The organism is Blautia sp. An81 (assembly GCF_002161285.1).
Classification (GTDB): domain Bacteria; phylum Bacillota; class Clostridia; order Lachnospirales; family Lachnospiraceae; genus Blautia; species Blautia ornithocaccae.
The window spans coordinates 379,142-395,980 of record NZ_NFHH01000001.1; the positions used below are offsets into that span (position 1 = coordinate 379,142).

Genomic DNA, 16,839 nt, shown 5'->3' on the forward strand with positions numbered 1-16,839 from the left:
TCACTTCCTTGCGGATATGGTGCAAATGAAGTAAAATATATTAGGATAGGAGGTGCTTCTTTGAAACGAAAATATATGGTACTGCAAGGCTTAATGATACTCAATCAGCTATTGCTTATCGCATTTCTATGCGTAATGAATACTATCGGAGCTACAATACCAGCAGAAAATATCGTTCATATTGTACTTCTGACATTTCTGTTTTGGGACGGATACTATATATCCGGTAAAAACGTAAAAGGGAATCCTGTCTTATCACAATTTGCAATTCTCCTGATACTATTTGGATGGCATTTTGGATTGTCGCTATTTGGTTCCTATTCCCTTGCAGATACGGCATCCGTTGTTATTCTTCCGATTTGTTTGTATCAACTGATGAACTTTGTGCAGGCGTTTCTTTTTCAAGGAGCCAATTACAAGGGAAGAAGGATATTCCTGTCCGGGACAGCCATCCTCTGCTTTACAGCAACCCTCAGTTTTTTTATTGACAGAGAATCTTTTTACATTCTCTACAACATTCAATTTCTGGTTTCCTTTGCCTGGTGCATTGCTATATCTGTAATTCATCGAAAAAGAGTATGGTTTGTTTTAAGAAGTCAAAGAAAGCAACTGCTATTTTCAGCAATCTTTGTCCTGCTTCCATTTATCTGCTATGTGATAGCTTTTTCTCGGAAAGAAAACTATGTTGAGCAGATGGGACTATACCTCATCGTCATGCTTACATTTGTCAGTATCCACAGTATCATTTTTCGGACGGATCATCAGCAAAAGCCATTTTTTTCATTAAGCTGGCCCACAACTGCTATTTTTCTTTTATTCTGCATTGCCAGCTTCGTACTAATTGTATGGTTGTTTGGTTTGCCCATTTTAACCGCGATTACGCTGCTTTACTTGCTCGTTTTTTGTGGACTGCTCTATCGCCTGCTGTTATTTTGGAAAGCGAGCAGATCAGAGAATAACACCTCCGAAGCCGTTCCTTCATTTTATGAATACACAATAGCGCAGCTTAAACATGAAGAAGCACTGCGAAAAGAGTTTACCAATTACCTGCACGATGATATTTTACAGGATCTTCTTTCCATGAAGAATCTGGTGCGTAAGGCTGGGCAGCTCGAAATTCAGCAGCTATTGGAAGATACGCTGCGAAAACTCACATCTTCCATACGGTCCCAGATGCAGGCATACCATCCAAAATTATTAAAGAACTTGACATTCAAAGAGAACCTTCAAAGCGTCCTGGACTCTATTACCAATGATAGTGATACCTTGATTGCCCTGGATTGTAAAGACGATATTTTTTTAGTGGAACCGTACACAATGCTGATCTGTCGGTTTGCGAGAGAGTTGGCTGTAAACGCCCTCAAACATTCCCATGCTGCAAGAATTGATGTGAGGCTGCAACAGGAAAATGACATGATTATCCTGCAAGTGTCAGACAACGGAGCCGGATTTTCAACCCCTCCCGAAGATCACTCCATTCATCACGGACTTGCCTCGATTCAGGAGCAGGTATCCTTTTTGAATGGCAAAATGACGATCAAAGAAAATCCAAATGGAGGAACCAATGTCAGCATCTTTATTCCCATGAAAGGAGATGAATCCTATGCGAGTTTTGTTGGTCGATGACCATGCGCTTTTTGCTCAAAGTTTGGCGATTGTATTATCAGACTTCCCATCCATTGAACAGTTTTCAAATATCAAATCCGTTGATGAAATAGAGGCAAAGATTGGAAGGGACAAGCCGGATATTCTCCTAATGGACATCAATCTTGGAAAACTGTCCGAGGAAGATGGCCTGCTCCTGGCACAGAACCTTTTACAAAAATATCCCGACCAAAAAATTGTAATTTTGTCAGGATATGATCTGCCCGTTTACAGAAAAGAAGCTGAAAAGCTGGGGGCAAAAGGTTTTATCAACAAAGATATTGAACCCGAAGAACTGCTGCATATTCTGGAAGCAATAAATAATGGCTCCACCTACTTTGAAAAAGATGGAACCTATATAGAGGAACTAACAGAGACCGAAAAGCAAGTTCTGCTTCTGCTGGCCGGAGGAACTAAAAGGAAAGAAATTGCCGAACAGCTTTTTATGAGTGAGAGAACGGTATCCAATCATTTGCAGCACATATTTGAAAAATTAGGGGTTTCTTCAGCAGTAGAAGCTATCACAAAAGCTATTCAATTAGGGTATATTCCACCACTTTAAGGACGACGCAATGAGATAATCTTCTGGTCAAAATAGTCCGAAGTTTGCTTATGCCTTAGCCGTCATCGCCTTCCAAAGATAAAGAAAGGGACTGCCGCATCTATGATTTCCCATTGATGTGGCAGTCCCACTTATATATACTGTTGAAAAGCTATTACTGTGCGCTGATTGTATCTACAATGGACATCTTCTGCATCTTTTTGATCGGCCCGCGAACAGCCAAAACCACAGAAAGTACCATAATCAATACGATAATTCCAAGTTCCACCCAGGGAATAGCCCAGGGATCTCCCCACTTAGAATTTATCAGCAGGGCAAAGAGGACTCTATTGCAGATCAATCCCAGCACAGTACCAACCACACAGCCGGTTATCGCATAGGTGGATGCTTCGGCAATTACCATTCTGGAAAGCTGGCGGGTACTTAACCCAATCGCCCGGAAAGCGCCGTACTGCTTTGTTCTGGCTGAAACACTCAACGCAATGCTGTTGATCACATTGAATACGGTAATTAACGCAATCAGCGCCAAGAAACCATAGAGGAACAGCCATACACAGTAATAAACGCCTAATGTGCTGCTATTATCCATCCGTTTGTCTACGAAATCAAATCCGGCTCCGTAGGTGCGATGAATCGCATTCACATCTTCATCTGTCGCGTCAGAGGATAACTGCATATCAATGATGGTATAGTTTTCTTCCCCGGTGATCTGACGGAAGGTATCTTCGGAAACAATGATAATGCCGGAATCGCCGGTATTATTGAACGGGCTGGTTGAGAGAAGCCCTGTAATTTGTATTTCCACAGGCTGGCCGCCAATTTGCATTGTAACCGTGTCGCCAACCTGCATACTGTTTTGTGTATCATATACGGTCAGCCCGGTATTCAATTCACTTTGTACCGTTTCCAATGAGCCGGATTGCAAATAGTCAGAAGCCCATTCAAATTGCTGCTGCTCATACGAAACTAAGATGGCGGTCCTTTCTGCCCCATTCACCGTAACAGGCACATCATACGCAAACATCCGGCCATAAACCGCATCCACAGCAGGATTTTCTTTCAGCTCGTCGATAAATGCCCTGTCAACGGAGCAGGAATTGTCCGAGCTTACAATAGATAGATCCGGCGCCCACGGATACAACGGGGTCAGGGTATGGTTCATAAATGTGATCGTTACAGAAAAAGCCAGGAAAAGGACAATGCTCAAGGCAAAAGAACACACCGTCAGCACAAAATTCTTGCGGCTTGCCTTTGCGTGGTGAATACCGAGAGCGGTATCCACTTTGAGGCGCTTTGTATTTGCCGCTTTCCGAATCGGCTGCAAGTCATTCGCATTGCCGGAAACTGCCGCCAGCGGGGAAACCTTTGAGGCTTTCTTTGCGGGAGACCGGGCGGCCAAAAGCACCGTCAGCAATCCTACAATAATTCCCGCCACAATACTTGGCACACTGATACTAAATGCAGGCATCTCTCCGAAAAATTCAGGGCTAAGGAGCCGAAGGATGAAGCATAAGATCCATATGACGACCATACCGCTTAAAACGCCCACAGAAATTGCGAAACGGCACCAACTGAGAGCTTCTTTCCGTACCAACCGCATAACCTGTTTGGGTGTTGCCCCGATACAGCGCATCAATCCGAAAAACTCTGTCCGCTGGGCAACATTGCTGTTCAGGCTGCTTGCGATCATCATAGTGCCTGCAAACAAAACCAGTACAAACAGAACGGCAGCAGAAATATAGACCTGCACCATAAAGGAATCACTGCTCTGTCCAAGCAATCCGAGAAGTTTTGTGTTTTCTGAAACCTGTTCATCACTTAATCCAAATTGAGATTTCAATTCAGATATCCTATTTTGGATATTCCCTGTATTAGAAAACTGGACATAAAAAAATGTATTATTTTCAGATGGCTCACCATCCGCAGCAGTGGAAGTGATCGTACGGTACTTTTCTGTTGTGATAAACACGCCATAAGAATCACTGCTCATAAGATTTGCAGTATTCTCAACAAAACCGGATATGGTAAATGCAAGTTCGTTTCCGTCAGGCAGGTTGACGGCAATCTGATCTTCAATCGACAAGCCAAGCATTTCTTTTGCATTTACCGATACCATAGCCTCGTTATCGTTCTGCGGGAAATTGCCCTCTGCGATTATGTCAGAGAGAATTTTTGTGAACAGCCCTTCATCACTTCCGCAAATAAGTGTTTCTGTTCCATTCAGGGTATATCCCTGATCGCCGCGAAAATTTAAGACATCATAAGCAACAACCGCCTCTATATCAGAGCGCGCAGCGATAACTGCCGCATCTTCATCCGAAATATTGCGTAGTGCAATATGCCAATTTCCCGTTTCCGCCTGCGTTTTCATGATCTGGCTGCGGACAAACATATCTGCCATGCCAAAAATGGTCGTCACCAGAAACACCGCCAGCACGATACAGAAAATGGACATCCGGCTTTGCTTGCGATGGACTTTTGCTGAAATAGGAACAAGGTCAAGATAATGCTTCATCCGTATTCCCTCCTAAATCTGTAAGCACGCCATCTGTTACCCGGAACACCCGATCCACCGAAGCGGTCAGATTTTTATTATGGGTAATCATTAAGATTGTCTGCTGAAAGCGTCTGGAAGCCTGTGTGAGCAGATCAATCACATCCTGGCTGTTTTTACTGTCCAAATTTCCGGTGGGTTCATCCGCCAAGATCAGCTTTGGCTTTGTAATCAAAGCGCGGCCAATCGCAACCCTTTGCTGCTGCCCGCCTGAAAGCTGGTTTGGCAGATGGTGGCGGCGCTTTGTTAGACCAAGCAGCTCCAGGATTTCCTTAACGGCCGCCGGATCAGGTTTGCGATAATCCAGAAGCAGCGGAAACATGATATTCTGCTCCACATTCAGCTCGGAAACAAGCTGGAAGGATTGAAAAATGAATCCGATATTCCGCCGTCTGAAAATGGTGCGTTCTTCCTCCTTCATAGAAAAAAGATTTTGCCCATCCATCAATACTGTGCCGGAAGTAGGAAGGTCTAAAGCACCAATACAATTCAGCAAGGTGCTTTTTCCAGAACCGGATTCACCAACAACGGCAGCAAATTCTCCCTTTTCCAGAGAAAATGAAACATTTTTTAAAGCGTCAACTTTTGCTTCGCCCTTACCATAGGTCTTACATAAATTTTGTACTTTCAAGATTTCCATATCATCAGCCTCCTTTCCTAAAGGATAACAAAGCCAGCTTACAATCAGGTGAATTTAATCTTACGATTCAGTAAGAAAGGAAACTGTGAATGTTGTGCCTTCGTTCAATTCACTTTGAACGGAAAGCAGGCCGTTTTGACCGGTGATAATCGACTTAGCCAACGGAAGCCCCAAACCAATCCCCGGTGTTTCAAGGGAATGTTTACTCCGATAGAAGCGTTTGAAAATATGGTGTATATCTTCTGGTGCAATCCCACTGCCACTGTCAGCAATAAAAATACGAAGTATCGCCGGTGTACATTCCCATGAAATTTGAATCGTATCTCCCGGCTTTGTATGGTCTAAAGCGTTTTTCACAATGTTTCCAATGGCTTCACTCGTCCATTCCAGATCACAAAAAACTGTCTGCTCTGAATTACCTTTCAGGATGATTTGCTTATTCTCCGTTATGGCCCGGTCTGTTAATTCACTGATGGAACGGGAGATCAATTCTGTCACAGGGCAATTCCTTTTTTCAAAGACAATATTCCCTGTGTCCAGACGGGTGATTTTCAGCATGGATTGGATCAATTCTTCCATTCGCTTTAGTGATACCCCGATTTTCTCTGAAAACTCTTTTACGGTTTCCGGGTTTTCCGGTTCATCCGCAATAATTTCCTGATACATTGTAATGGCGGCCAATGGCGTTTTTAGCTGATGGGATATATCAGAAATCGTACTTTTCAAAAATTCCTTTGCTTTATGGTCTGTATCACTTTTGGCTTGAAGCATTGTGGCAAGCTGCTCAACAGAAGCAAAAATATAAAAAATTGCTCCCTCGCTGTTTTGTGGAAGGTGAAAGGAAAAATCACCATTGATATAGTTCTCTATTACTTTCCCGGCCTGCTGATATAGGTTTTTCCTTCTCAGGAAGAAAATAAGCGTTCCGGCAAAAAGAAAAGTAAGCAAAACAGCCAAACCAATCAATACCGTTATCAGCGTGTCCCTTTGAAATTGAGAAAGATAAGGCAGAGAATTAGCTGCTGCTTGGCTTTCAATTCCCAATTCCGTAAGCAATTCGATTCCGCCTTGACTTGTTTCGGTACTTGTCAGGGCATTGGCGATTACGTCTTTCGGAACGCCTTGTTCCAAAAGCGAAGAAGCAATAGCTTCATCATGTGCAATATAGCTGCTTCTGACAGCATCACTCTGATCTATGAAAAACAGACCGCCCGCACATAAAGTCACAAGCGCAAAGATCGCCAAAAAAATGATATATCTGCGTATCTGCTTGTCTTGAAGGAAACTCATACAGACACCTCTTTCCATTGATACCCAAACCCGCGAGCAGTCATTAAATGTTTGGGATGGGAAGGGTCTGTTTCAACCTTCTCACGGAGCCGCCGTATATATACAGATAAGGTATTATCATCCACGAAGTTACCGTTATCATCCCACAGCTCATTCAGGATCATTTCTCTGGTGACAATTTGATTTGCGTTCCGCACCAAAAGGCAGAGCAGACGGTATTCCACATTGGTTAGATCAAGTAGCTGCCCATTCAGCAGAACTCGATTGCTCAAAAAATCTATGGAAATATCGCCACATTCAATCTCCGATCTTTTTTCTCTCTTAGAAATTCCGGCGCGGCGCAGTAAGGCTCGAATACGGGAACACAATTCTCCAAGTTTGAAAGGCTTCGTAATATAGTCATCCCCACCAGAATCCAAGCCTCGAATGACATTTACTTCTTCATCGGAAGCAGTAAGAAAAATGATTGGAATTTGTTCGTTCCTATTGCGGACCATCTCGCATATTTCAAAACCTGTGCCATCCGGCAGGGTAACATCTAAAATCAGCAAATCATATTGGTCGATGTTCTGCAGCAATCTTTTTGCCTCTGATACAGTACGGGCAACCTCAACAGCATACCCGTTCTTTTTCAGAGAATATTGCAGTCCATCTATCAAACTCATGTCATCTTCTAACAGCAGAATATTATTCGCCATTCCCTTTGCGCTCCTTTCCAAGTTTGGTTCTGCCATCAATCGGCTTTTTTGCATCTTTCGGGATTAACCAAACCCGTCCCATTTTTTCGGCTCCAGGAATACGGCCATCAGAACAATAGCTATTGATCTGCCGGGGAGAGATCCCCCATTTTTCGCCAGCTTCCCTTAAAGTCATATAATCCATAGCACATACCTCCAGCATTTATTATACTTCGCTTTCTCGAAGAATACAAGCTATGGAGAATAAAAGTATGCCCAAAAATCATCTGGGGTGCTTTTCCTGCGCTCTTTCCGCAGATGGCCTCAGCAGATAGTCAATATTGGCCTTCACATTCTGCAGTTCCCGCATTTCTTCCCGTACCTGCTTATATTCCGCATAGGCTTTTCTTTTGGCCTCCAGCACTTCGGCATATTCTTCCCGCAAAGCCTTTGAGATATTTTTTAGGTGGAGTTGGCGATAGAGCGCAAAAAAGCCGAGAGACTTTCGTAATGAACCTCTCGGCTTTTTTCGATTTGGCATAGGATAAGGATTACTGAACGACAGTTTTTTACTGTTAGCCGACAGGATTTCTGTACTTACTCAACTCGAAGTCGTTCTACAATGCTTTTCTTGCAGATGCTTTTGTAGAATGTCAGTGGAATAGCAATCGCCACTAAAATCAATAACGGCAAACACACGATTACTGGTACCAATGTGAAGTGATAAATGAAAGCCCACTGATTTTTTACTATTTCAGCCTGACAAATTAGCCATCCTAACAAATTACCCATCGTCACAGTTAAAACTATTGCGCCACCGATATATGTTGCGCTTTCCCAGATCAGCATTTTTTTCATTTGCTTTCCACTCATGCCAATGGCATTAAGCAACCTTCGCCTCCTATTCCTGTCGGAAGGGTTCGCTGACCGCCTCAATTCCATCACAGCCGATCCGTACCAAATAGTATTTTTCTTTCTGGAAAGAGCGGATGGCCTCATCCCTTTGTACCAGCATGAACAGGGTCGGGGTCTGGACACGGCCAACATTCAAAGTATGCCGGTACAGGACAGAAAAAAGGCGGGTGGCGTTGATCCCGATCAGCCAGTCCGCTTTTGCCCGGCACAAGGCAGAATGATACAGGCTGTCATAAGCATGGCCGTCCATTAAAGTCTCAAATCCTTTGCGGATAGCACTTTCCTCCATACTGGAAATCCACAGGCGCAGGAAGGGCTTTTCACATCCGGCCATGTCATAGACAAACCGGAAGATCAGTTCCCCCTCCCGGCCTGCGTCCGTGGCACAGATGATCTCGGAAATATCAGAGCGGTGCATAAGGTCTTTCAGAATTTGAAACTGTTTCTGCTTATCCGGCGTAACAATATACTGCCAATGCTCCGGCAGGATAGGCAAATCCTCATAACGCCATTTCTGGTAGTCTCCATAGTGTGCCGCGTCCGCCAGCTCTACCAGATGTCCGACACACCAGCTCACCAGATACCCGTTGCCCTCGGTATATCCGTCTTTCTTGTCGGTTGCGCCCAGCACAGACGCGATACTCATAGCCACACTTGGCTTTTCCGCAATGACTAATTGCATAATAATTTCCTCCTTTTTTTGCATAAGAAAAGAGCAACCGGGGATTCGATTGCTCTAGGTAAATGTGTGTATTTGATTGTCTATTCCTTTGGTATGACGAACTTATAGCCGGTATGGATCATGGTCTGGATATAAACCGGCTGCGCCGGATCAGGCTCTATCTTCTTGCGGAGCTGGTGGATGATACTGACAACCGCATGGCGGCATGTGTCGCTGTCCTCATTCCAGACCGCCTCAAAAATCTGCTGCTGGCTGAACACCCGTCCGGGCTGTTGCGCCAGATAAAGTAGGACGCTAAATTCCAGATGGGTCAGCGGTATTTCTGTCTCTCCTCGGAACACCTGTCGCTGATAGGGATAGATTGTGAGGCCGGGAAAGGAAATGACCGGTGCTGCCTGTGGTTGCACGGGTCTGATTTCCGGTTCATCAGACAGAATGGATAATATTTTCCGGAAAACTCTTTCCTCATTTTCTTTAAAGGTCAAGACCATTACTTTCCCATGTTATCACCTGCCTTTATAGTCTTTACGGGTTCAATAATCTGCGGGGGTTTTAATAAAATATTTAATAACGATTGTTTGTCAATTCCGATTTTGTATAAGATATTTATTAAATTACATATTTCTTTTTGTGCTAGTGCATATCTTCTGTCCTCAATATTTTCCACTACAAAATACCCTTTAGTCCGGTAAGTATATATAATATTTTCATTCTTCAAAAGATTAAGTGCATTACTAATCGTATTTGGATTGACACAATATTTCTTAGCATACTCTCTGATACTAGGTAATGGCGTATTGCCTTTCATGCGGTTTGAGAATATGTCTATTTTAATATCCTCTGCAATTCTCTGGTATTTGTATTGTTTAGCATACGAATTATTATTCATTTTTTCGATCCGGTTAATAATTTTTGAATAGTTACAATTAGTTGATATCTGTATTTTCCGGCTAACAAATATCAATGATTATTTTTTCACGATTTTGATAGAGCTATTATTTGTGCTTACGGTTGGTATTTACACAAAATAATGAATAAACACACACAATTATAATCCAAAAGCCAACACCAAACATAAAGATTATGTTATTATCGGGAACAAACAAAACAAGTAAGCATTGAATGATACCAAATGGAATGGCTGTATATCCAGCAAATCTATGTGTTTTTTGCCAGCATAGTTTGTCTTTTAAAATCCAAGGCAATTTAAACCCGATACGGCTGCGGTAAGGCATTTGTGGTAACAAATTTCCGACTAATACCATTAAGCCTCCCACGATAAGCACAATGCCTCTCATGTAATTCATCTTTAACCCGCAATATTTAGCTATCGTGACAAAATAGAAAAGAAATATCCCAAGCCCCAAGAAGTTAATCGCAGTTAGAGTAATATCATTTCTTACTTCATTGTCACTTTTGGAGATTTTGTGAGGGAAAAAGGCTACAATGGCTAATAAAAGTAGAATAGCAAAACAAATTCCAATAAAAACCCAACGGGGAGGACTTTGCATAAACAAAGGGATTTCACCGGGGAGATAATTAAAACACAGAGCCGTCCCTATGATGAATATAATCAAGAATATCATATTTAGATTTTTATATAGTTTCATTTTCGTTTCCCTCTTTTCCTGTCGCTTTGTTTGTATCAAAAAACTCCAAAAAAGCGCCTAAAGTTGTTTGCAATACCGAAGCATTAAGAGAATAAGTAACGGACATTCCTGTTCGTTCACTTGTCACTAATCTTGCTTCTTTCAAAATATCAAGATGTTTTGATATGGCAGGCTTTGAAATGGTAAAATTTTCAGAAATTTCTTTTGCTGTCATATCACCGTTTGCAAGTAACTTCAGGATTTGTCGTCTGGTATCATCAGATAGTGCTTTGAATACAGTGGTCATCTAAACTAAGCTCCTTTCTACATAATACTGTATTCATTTTTTCTTGTGTGTAAATTGATGATAGATCAAATACGGAACAGGTGTAAGCAGCAGGATAAAATACTTACTCGCATACCAGCCAGCTTCACCATTTACATCGAAATGAAACGGTATCTTGTCTGGAAGGAAAAATGTTGCCACAAACAATATGACAAAGGTTCCAATCAATAACACCGCGGGGATCAAATTCTTTTTACTCATAGTTTCTTCCTCCTTTTAATTGTCTAACATATTTTGAAAGGTAATTACTCTTGATTAGATGTAATTCCTATACACATAAGTAAAATTAGAACACTTACACTGCATGATAGAAAGGTTATAATGCCTCCGGCAGCGAATCCTTTCTGAAGCATTTTTGCTACCGCAAAGAAATACCCTATTGAAATTGCGATACAAAGTAAAATGGACAAAACCACATTAACATTTTGTTTGATCGCTTCTGTTTCATTCGTCCAGTCTAATTTTGGACGTTTCATGTCTATAAATACTCCGATCAAGTTCCATAACGTTGCAAATAATATGCCAACGAAAGCGATTATTCCTATCTGTATAAAACCATAATTAAAATAAACCTTGAATATTAAGCAATTTATGATAATTCCCATAATTGAGATACTTGTAGAAAATAGGGCTTTCACAAACGCCTGCCACTTTAATGAATAAGGAATGATTTTCGTTATCCAAAAACTTGCCCCCTCTCTGGAAAAACTGCTTGAAGCCACTACATTGATTGCGGACGTAAGTACAATTACCGCAAGCGCAAACAATACTGCATAAAAGGAAAATTCCGGTGCTGATACTAAGGCTCTTATTTGTTCTATGCTCTCTGCGGTTGCGCTGATCCGAAAAGACAGAGGCAATAAAAATGGTGTAATAAAAATTCCAAACAATCCATTTATAACATACGCCGGATTACGGAAAAAAGTTTGATACTCTTTCTTAAGATAGCTTCTCAGCTTTGACGATGAATTGTATTTCACTGCCTTTAAGCGAGTCCGCCCCTCTTTATCATAAATGGCATAATTCTTTCCAATCACAAAATTACTCAAATAGTAATATCCGGCAATGAATACAGCCACAAGTATAATGCAGAACAGCTTTAATCCGGGATGAAAGCTGACATACTGATTATAGAACGGGAATGGTACAATAAAATCATTATCCCAGTTCAGCAAGTCTTGTTCTACGCCGATTTGCCCGTTTGATAATAGAACTCTGATTACACCGCCTGCGAAATACACCGCTATTCCTGTGACTACCAGAATTGTTCTCATACGTTTAAGAAGCATGGCAATTTTCAAGCAAAGTGTGACAAGAACCGCCAGAGGGAACACAACAATATGAGGGAGTATCGCTGCCGCAGAGATATATGTGATGATCACAGAAAATTCTCTCATGTATTGCATTTGAATTATACACATGGGAAACAGCAGTAAAATTTCAATTCCGTAGCAAAACAAGATCACTGTAATGTACTTACCGGTGAAAATGTCGCAGGGCCTTAATGGAAATAATTGCAAGCGTTCTATATCCTTTGAAAAGCAAAAAATATTTATCAGTAGGAAGGCGCTCACTACCGAGAGTATCATCGCTACCGCAAACAGTACAAGCCGTAAAAACAAAGCCTCCAACCCAAGCTCGGATAGTCCAGCATAAAGTTGGCCAAGCATTTGAAAATAGTAATAATAGAACACACCTACAATACTTAAAATAAAGCAAGTCAGCACGATAAAGTAAGTATCGGGGCGTTCTTTCAATTTATACCGGAAGTTCAAAAAGCTGAAATTGATCTTACTTATTGTTTTGCTTAATTGAAAAATCTTTGTCCATCGGTACATCATTAACCACCTCCATATAAATATCCTCCAAAGAAGTATCGGAAGGGTTATCTCGAAGCTCGATTGTTTTCTTAATTGTTCCAGCTTGCATAATAACAATTTTATCACACAAATTTTCACAAATTTCCAATATGTGAGATGAGAACAGAACAGATTTCCCATAAGCCGTTCTGGATTTAATCAATTCCTTTAATACCTGAACAGCTTCTACATCCAGTCCAGTCATCGGTTCATCTAATACCCAAAGCAGGGGATCATTAACCAACGAAGCTATAATAGCAATTTTCTGCTTTGTTCCATGAGATAATTTTTTAATAGGGCTGTTCAGATATTTTTCAACCTGAAACGCTTTTATCAGCGGAGTATAAATTTTATCTCTTGTTTCAGAAGGTACTTCGTACATATCGGCTATGAAATTCAAATATTCTTTTCCCGTAAGATTGTTGTATATGTCATGGTTGTCAGAGACATAGTTAATTTGTTTCTTGTATTGCATGGGATGTAGATTCAGTGAGTAATTGCTAAGGCAGATAGAACCTTTTTCAATCGGTAACAATCCTAATATCAGCTTTAAGGTTGTAGTTTTCCCAACCCCGTTCTTTCCTAACAGACCAACGATTTCTCCATCTAATACAGAAAAAGTAAGATCGGTCAGCACAGGAACATGAGGTTGATAATGAAAAGACAAGCCGGACACTTCTAACACTGGAACCACCACCTTTCACAGCTTTTAACCTTTTGGTTAATTGGTTAATTATAATATATACTTTTCCCTGCGAAATGTCAATAGAAACCATAGGCAAACTAATTCCTTTTCTATTGGTCATTGAGAAGATACTATTTTCCAGAACACATCCCGCCCTGACAGGGATATTTCAACGCCCGGATCAGATAAGCCGGTGTCTTGTATTCCGGCGGCGTGTACCGGCTTTCCTGTACCGGTGCGGTCGGGTCAGTGTGCGGACGGTTAAGGATCAACATTTCCGCTGTCGGTTTCCCTGTTTTGGTGCGGATAAAATGATAGCCTTTTAGCTGCGCCCACTGTTTCTGATAGACCTTACAGGGCAGGTAGATACTGCCGCAAGTCGGGCAGCGTTCCACCTTTAAGATCAGCTTTTTCCCACGCCGGTTCAGAAATACGCCAAGATAAGGAATCTTCTGTGCCGCACAGCAGGCGTTCTTTGGCTTTCCCCTTTATCCAGCGTCAGGCTCTCGCCCTCGCCAATGATCAGATAACGAACATATTCAGTTGACGTACTGCTATCAGCGTTTCATGTTTGCATTTCAGACAGTATAGTGGGAAATTTTCAAGAACCGTATCTTCCCGGATTTTTAACCGGATTTTACAGCCACAGACTGGACATAAAATCCATAAAGTTTAAGTAACCTTCTGTAAGCTGGCATTACCGTATACTGTACGGTACATCCATTAAAGACAATGCCGCTGTCTCCCTAAATAGAAAGACTGTTACTGGAATTACGAGCAATGCCTCCGCTTTTCGCATCCACAACAGCATTGTTAGCACTTTCTAAATTTAGTTATACGGCATTTTATTTCTGCCACAAAAAGTTTTATTAAATAAATCCTCCCATAAACTTCCGCTAATCAGCTTTATGATGGGGACACTTTTTCAGAGCAAGTTTCGCCTGCGTAACTCAAAACCCACTTCTTGGCTTTTGCTTACCCGGCAAACTTGATGGGGATTCCGCTCCCCATACCCTCGGTTCCAGCGCATTTATTTAATGTGTTATTACGGCTCCTGTGAAAGACAGTCGCAGCGTGATCGGTTCCCATCACGAAAAAAAATCATTTTAAAAATATTCATTTCGTTCTCTTTATGCTCTTTAAATCGGCTTATAGTATGAATACAAGTTTTAGCAGAAAGGAATTTTATGGCTAGACCGAGAAAACAAAAGGAACTGAGGCGCACCCACCCCGTCATGCTCCGTTTCACGGACACAGAGTATGAACGCCTTTTATCCCTTGCAGAATCCGCAAGCCTTCCCCTCGCAGAGTATATCCGGAAACAAGTCACAGGGAAACAGGTGAAAATCAAATATGAGATTGTGGCAGATCTGCCGGAACTTAAAAAGCTGATCGCAGAGTTTGGCAAGATCGGAAGTAACCTAAATCAGATTGCCCGCCACTTTAACAGCGGCGGTATCCATTCACAGGAAATGCGAACAAGAATTAACCAGGGGATTTCTGATATTTATGAGATGAAGTACGAAGTTTTGAAAATGACAGGAGACTTCCTCTCCCTCTCTCCGGGAGATGCTTCTGGTCAGAAAGGAGACTCCTTCCATGGCAATCCTGAAGCATATCGCCAGTAAAAATGCCGATTATGGGGAGGCACAGCGTTATCTGATGTTTCAATATAATGAAGATACCATGAAGCCGATCCTGGATGAGAATGGCAGGCTGATTCCCCGTGAAGAATATTACCTGGACGGCATCAACTGTGATCCTTTTACTTTTGATATGGAATGTAAAGAACTGAACGCACAGTACCGTAAAAATCAGACCTATGATGAAATCAAATCTCATCATTACATTTTGAGTTTTGATCCAAAAGATGTGGAAGAAGGCGGGCTGACCGGAGAGCGGGCGCAGCAGCTCGGCCTGGAGTATGCCAGGAAAAATTTTCCCGGTCATCAGGCTCTGGTCTGTACTCATACGGACGGGCATAACAGAAGCAGCAACATCCATGTACATATTGTAATTAACAGCCTGCGGAAACTTGATGTGGAACGCCGGGACTTCATGGAACGTCCCTGCGATTCCCGTGCCGGTTTTAAACATCATCTCACGAATGATTACCTCTCCTATCTGAAACAGGATGTGATGGATCTGTGCCATCGGGAACAGCTCCACCAGGTTGATCTGCTCTCTCCTGCGGAAAAGAAAATAACTGACCGGGAATATCACGCACGGCGCAGAGGGCAGAAAAAAATGGACAAGTTGAACCGGGAAATGACTGCCGGCGGCATCACCCCACGCAAAACAAAATTTGAAACACAGAAAGATTTCCTCCGCAGCGCCATTGAAGAATCTGCCGCTTCCGCTCACAGTCTGGAAGAATTTCAGAAGCTGCTCACTGAAAAATACCATATTTCCCTCAAGGTCAGCCGTGGACGATTCAGCTATCTCCATCCGGAGCGTGGGAAATATATTACAGGGCGAAGCCTGGGAACACGATATGAAAAGGAATATCTACTGTCAGTTTGGGAGAAAAATGCCAGACGCCTGCAGCACCTGCCGCCTGGAGCAGCCATATCCGACGAGCGCTCTGCCTTTGCGGATCAGAATGATCTACCCGCTTTCGTCTTTATCAAATCCGATCTCCGGCTTGTGGTTGACCTGCAAAGCTGCGCTAAAGCGCAGGCCAGTTCTGCTTATGCCCGGAAAGTCCGATTGTCCAATTTACAGCAGATGGCAAAAACTGTCGCATATATCCAGGAGCACGGATATGACACCGAAGATGATCTGAAAAACGCATTTACAGAAGCACAGGCACAGACCGCCGATATGCGAAAAGCGCTCCGCTCTACGGAAAAGAAATTGCGGCAGGTGAATGAACAGATCCATTATACAGGACAATACCTGGCAAATAAATCTGTATACCGCCAGTATCTTAACAGCAGGAATAAGAAGAAGTTCCGCCAGGAACATCAGACAGAAATCACTCTTTATGAAACTGCCCGTAAGGTACTGAAAGGATACTCGGAAGATGGAAAGCTGCCGTCCATGAAGCTCCTGAAAGCAGAAAAGGAAAAACTGACTGCACGGAAAAACAGCCAGTATGACGCATACCAGAATCTCCGGAAATATGTAAAAGAGTTGAATACTGTCCAGGCAAACCTAGCAGCTTTCCTGGGGAAAGACCGCTCCCGGCAGAATGAACAGGAAAAAGATAACGCACGTTCCTGACCTTGTGTCCTAAAAAAAGGAAGATGCCTGCCCCCATGAGCAAAACATCTTCCGAGGGCGTAAAATTTTCTGTGTCTATGGGAAAAATTCTTCTTTGATAAGAAACGGATATGTATAATTGCCTTGTCGGAACTTCTGCTTTTTGGCTGTCGAATTACTTATCTGTTTATA

At 42.3% G+C, this 16,839-nt stretch carries 20 protein-coding genes and 1 pseudogene; 4 read left to right on the forward strand and 17 right to left on the reverse strand.

Annotated elements, in window-relative coordinates; genetic code table 11:
* Positions 1-60: 60 nt before the first annotated feature.
* Together B5G33_RS01800 and B5G33_RS01805 are read left to right on the forward strand one after the other, a co-directional pair.
* Positions 61-1,626 (forward strand): sensor histidine kinase, encoded by a 1,566-nt coding sequence (locus B5G33_RS01800; protein WP_087416530.1) that lies wholly within the window; start codon positions 61-63, stop codon positions 1,624-1,626.
* On the forward strand, positions 1,604-2,206 hold the full coding sequence (locus B5G33_RS01805) for a response regulator transcription factor (RefSeq protein ID WP_330396615.1): 603 nt from the start codon (positions 1,604-1,606) through the stop codon (positions 2,204-2,206). Before B5G33_RS01800 ends, B5G33_RS01805 begins: the two co-directional genes overlap by 23 nt.
* A gap of 154 nt (positions 2,207-2,360) precedes the next feature.
* Here the strand turns inward: B5G33_RS01805 and B5G33_RS01810 are convergent, their stop codons facing one another.
* From B5G33_RS01810 to B5G33_RS01885, 17 genes and pseudogenes are all read right to left on the reverse strand, one after another.
* Positions 2,361-4,721: an ABC transporter permease gene (locus B5G33_RS01810; RefSeq protein WP_087416532.1), complete on the reverse strand. Its 2,361-nt coding sequence runs from the start codon at positions 4,719-4,721 to the stop codon at positions 2,361-2,363.
* The gene (locus B5G33_RS01815; protein ID WP_087416533.1) at positions 4,705-5,400 is read right to left on the reverse strand and encodes an ABC transporter ATP-binding protein; all 696 of its coding nucleotides are present in this window, start codon (positions 5,398-5,400) and stop codon (positions 4,705-4,707) included. The genes B5G33_RS01810 and B5G33_RS01815 overlap by 17 nt, the downstream gene beginning before the upstream one ends.
* 60 nt (positions 5,401-5,460) lie before the next feature.
* Positions 5,461-6,690, reverse strand: a complete 1,230-nt coding sequence (locus B5G33_RS01820) for a sensor histidine kinase (protein ID WP_087416534.1) — start codon at positions 6,688-6,690, stop codon at positions 5,461-5,463.
* Positions 6,687-7,388 carry a response regulator transcription factor gene (locus B5G33_RS01825; RefSeq protein ID WP_087416535.1) on the reverse strand — a complete coding sequence of 234 codons (702 nt, stop codon included), beginning with the start codon at positions 7,386-7,388 and terminating at the stop codon, positions 6,687-6,689. The genes B5G33_RS01820 and B5G33_RS01825 overlap by 4 nt, the downstream gene beginning before the upstream one ends.
* Complete coding sequence (locus B5G33_RS01830) at positions 7,378-7,572, reverse strand: helix-turn-helix domain-containing protein (RefSeq protein ID WP_087416536.1); 195 nt, start codon at positions 7,570-7,572, stop codon at positions 7,378-7,380. The genes B5G33_RS01825 and B5G33_RS01830 overlap by 11 nt, the downstream gene beginning before the upstream one ends.
* Positions 7,573-7,650: 78 nt before the next feature.
* Positions 7,651-7,908 (reverse strand): hypothetical protein, encoded by a 258-nt coding sequence (locus tag B5G33_RS21535; RefSeq protein ID WP_204247314.1) that lies wholly within the window; start codon positions 7,906-7,908, stop codon positions 7,651-7,653.
* 56 nt (positions 7,909-7,964) lie between these two features.
* Positions 7,965-8,258, reverse strand: coding sequence for an FtsX-like permease family protein (locus B5G33_RS01835; RefSeq protein WP_242974399.1), 294 nt, complete (start codon positions 8,256-8,258; stop codon positions 7,965-7,967).
* A gap of 28 nt (positions 8,259-8,286) precedes the next feature.
* A pseudogene (locus B5G33_RS01840) lies at positions 8,287-8,970 on the reverse strand (DNA topoisomerase); the annotation flags it as partial.
* 74 nt (positions 8,971-9,044) lie between these two features.
* On the reverse strand, positions 9,045-9,455 hold the full coding sequence (locus tag B5G33_RS01845) for a winged helix-turn-helix domain-containing protein (RefSeq protein WP_087416539.1): 411 nt from the start codon (positions 9,453-9,455) through the stop codon (positions 9,045-9,047).
* A complete protein-coding gene (locus B5G33_RS01850) occupies positions 9,455-9,853 on the reverse strand; it encodes a GntR family transcriptional regulator (RefSeq protein ID WP_087416540.1) in 399 nt (132 codons plus the stop codon). Before B5G33_RS01850 ends, B5G33_RS01845 begins: the two co-directional genes overlap by 1 nt.
* Before the next feature lie 106 nt (positions 9,854-9,959).
* Positions 9,960-10,574 carry an SdpI family protein gene (locus B5G33_RS01855; RefSeq protein ID WP_087416541.1) on the reverse strand — a complete coding sequence of 205 codons (615 nt, stop codon included), beginning with the start codon at positions 10,572-10,574 and terminating at the stop codon, positions 9,960-9,962.
* Entirely contained in the window at positions 10,561-10,860 is a 300-nt protein-coding gene (locus B5G33_RS01860) for an autorepressor SdpR family transcription factor (protein WP_087416542.1), read from the reverse strand. The genes B5G33_RS01855 and B5G33_RS01860 overlap by 14 nt, the downstream gene beginning before the upstream one ends.
* Before the next feature lie 33 nt (positions 10,861-10,893).
* Entirely contained in the window at positions 10,894-11,100 is a 207-nt protein-coding gene (locus B5G33_RS01865) for a DUF1648 domain-containing protein (RefSeq protein ID WP_087416543.1), read from the reverse strand.
* A 44-nt stretch (positions 11,101-11,144) separates the two neighbouring features.
* Complete coding sequence (locus tag B5G33_RS01870) at positions 11,145-12,740, reverse strand: hypothetical protein (RefSeq protein WP_087416544.1); 1,596 nt, start codon at positions 12,738-12,740, stop codon at positions 11,145-11,147.
* Positions 12,691-13,443 (reverse strand): ABC transporter ATP-binding protein, encoded by a 753-nt coding sequence (locus B5G33_RS01875; protein WP_087416545.1) that lies wholly within the window; start codon positions 13,441-13,443, stop codon positions 12,691-12,693. The genes B5G33_RS01870 and B5G33_RS01875 overlap by 50 nt, the downstream gene beginning before the upstream one ends.
* Positions 13,444-13,574: 131 nt before the next feature.
* The gene (locus B5G33_RS01880; protein WP_087416546.1) at positions 13,575-13,838 is read right to left on the reverse strand and encodes a hypothetical protein; all 264 of its coding nucleotides are present in this window, start codon (positions 13,836-13,838) and stop codon (positions 13,575-13,577) included.
* A gap of 127 nt (positions 13,839-13,965) precedes the next feature.
* Positions 13,966-14,106 (reverse strand): cysteine-rich KTR domain-containing protein, encoded by a 141-nt coding sequence (locus B5G33_RS01885; protein WP_087416566.1) that lies wholly within the window; start codon positions 14,104-14,106, stop codon positions 13,966-13,968.
* A 524-nt stretch (positions 14,107-14,630) separates the two neighbouring features.
* Between B5G33_RS01885 and B5G33_RS01890 the strand changes: the two genes are divergently transcribed.
* Together B5G33_RS01890 and B5G33_RS01895 are read left to right on the forward strand one after the other, a co-directional pair.
* The gene (locus tag B5G33_RS01890; RefSeq protein ID WP_087416547.1) at positions 14,631-15,071 is read left to right on the forward strand and encodes a plasmid mobilization protein; all 441 of its coding nucleotides are present in this window, start codon (positions 14,631-14,633) and stop codon (positions 15,069-15,071) included.
* Entirely contained in the window at positions 15,043-16,668 is a 1,626-nt protein-coding gene (locus B5G33_RS01895) for a relaxase/mobilization nuclease domain-containing protein (protein WP_087416548.1), read from the forward strand. Before B5G33_RS01890 ends, B5G33_RS01895 begins: the two co-directional genes overlap by 29 nt.
* Positions 16,669-16,839 lie beyond the last annotated feature (171 nt).

Excerpts from the sequence above, each read along its gene's own strand:
- B5G33_RS01815 (WP_087416533.1), bottom strand. The coding sequence starts at position 5,400 with ATGGAAATCTTGAAAGTACAAAATTTATGTAAGACCTATGGTAAGGGC.
- B5G33_RS01860 (WP_087416542.1), bottom strand. The coding sequence starts at position 10,860 with ATGACCACTGTATTCAAAGCACTATCTGATGATACCAGACGACAAATC.
- B5G33_RS01865 (WP_087416543.1), bottom strand. The coding sequence starts at position 11,100 with ATGAGTAAAAAGAATTTGATCCCCGCGGTGTTATTGATTGGAACCTTT.
- B5G33_RS01830 (WP_087416536.1), bottom strand. The coding sequence starts at position 7,572 with ATGGATTATATGACTTTAAGGGAAGCTGGCGAAAAATGGGGGATCTCT.
- B5G33_RS01845 (WP_087416539.1), bottom strand. The coding sequence starts at position 9,455 with ATGGTCTTGACCTTTAAAGAAAATGAGGAAAGAGTTTTCCGGAAAATA.
- B5G33_RS01810 (WP_087416532.1), bottom strand. The coding sequence starts at position 4,721 with ATGAAGCATTATCTTGACCTTGTTCCTATTTCAGCAAAAGTCCATCGC.
- B5G33_RS01825 (WP_087416535.1), bottom strand. The coding sequence starts at position 7,388 with ATGGCGAATAATATTCTGCTGTTAGAAGATGACATGAGTTTGATAGAT.
- B5G33_RS01855 (WP_087416541.1), bottom strand. The coding sequence starts at position 10,574 with ATGAAACTATATAAAAATCTAAATATGATATTCTTGATTATATTCATC.
- B5G33_RS01850 (WP_087416540.1), bottom strand. The coding sequence starts at position 9,853 with ATGAATAATAATTCGTATGCTAAACAATACAAATACCAGAGAATTGCA.
- B5G33_RS01870 (WP_087416544.1), bottom strand. The coding sequence starts at position 12,740 with ATGATGTACCGATGGACAAAGATTTTTCAATTAAGCAAAACAATAAGT.
- B5G33_RS01895 (WP_087416548.1), top strand. The coding sequence starts at position 15,043 with ATGGCAATCCTGAAGCATATCGCCAGTAAAAATGCCGATTATGGGGAG.
- B5G33_RS01805 (WP_330396615.1), top strand. The coding sequence starts at position 1,604 with ATGCGAGTTTTGTTGGTCGATGACCATGCGCTTTTTGCTCAAAGTTTG.
- B5G33_RS21535 (WP_204247314.1), bottom strand. The coding sequence starts at position 7,908 with ATGCCAAATCGAAAAAAGCCGAGAGGTTCATTACGAAAGTCTCTCGGC.
- B5G33_RS01820 (WP_087416534.1), bottom strand. The coding sequence starts at position 6,690 with ATGAGTTTCCTTCAAGACAAGCAGATACGCAGATATATCATTTTTTTG.
- B5G33_RS01890 (WP_087416547.1), top strand. The coding sequence starts at position 14,631 with ATGGCTAGACCGAGAAAACAAAAGGAACTGAGGCGCACCCACCCCGTC.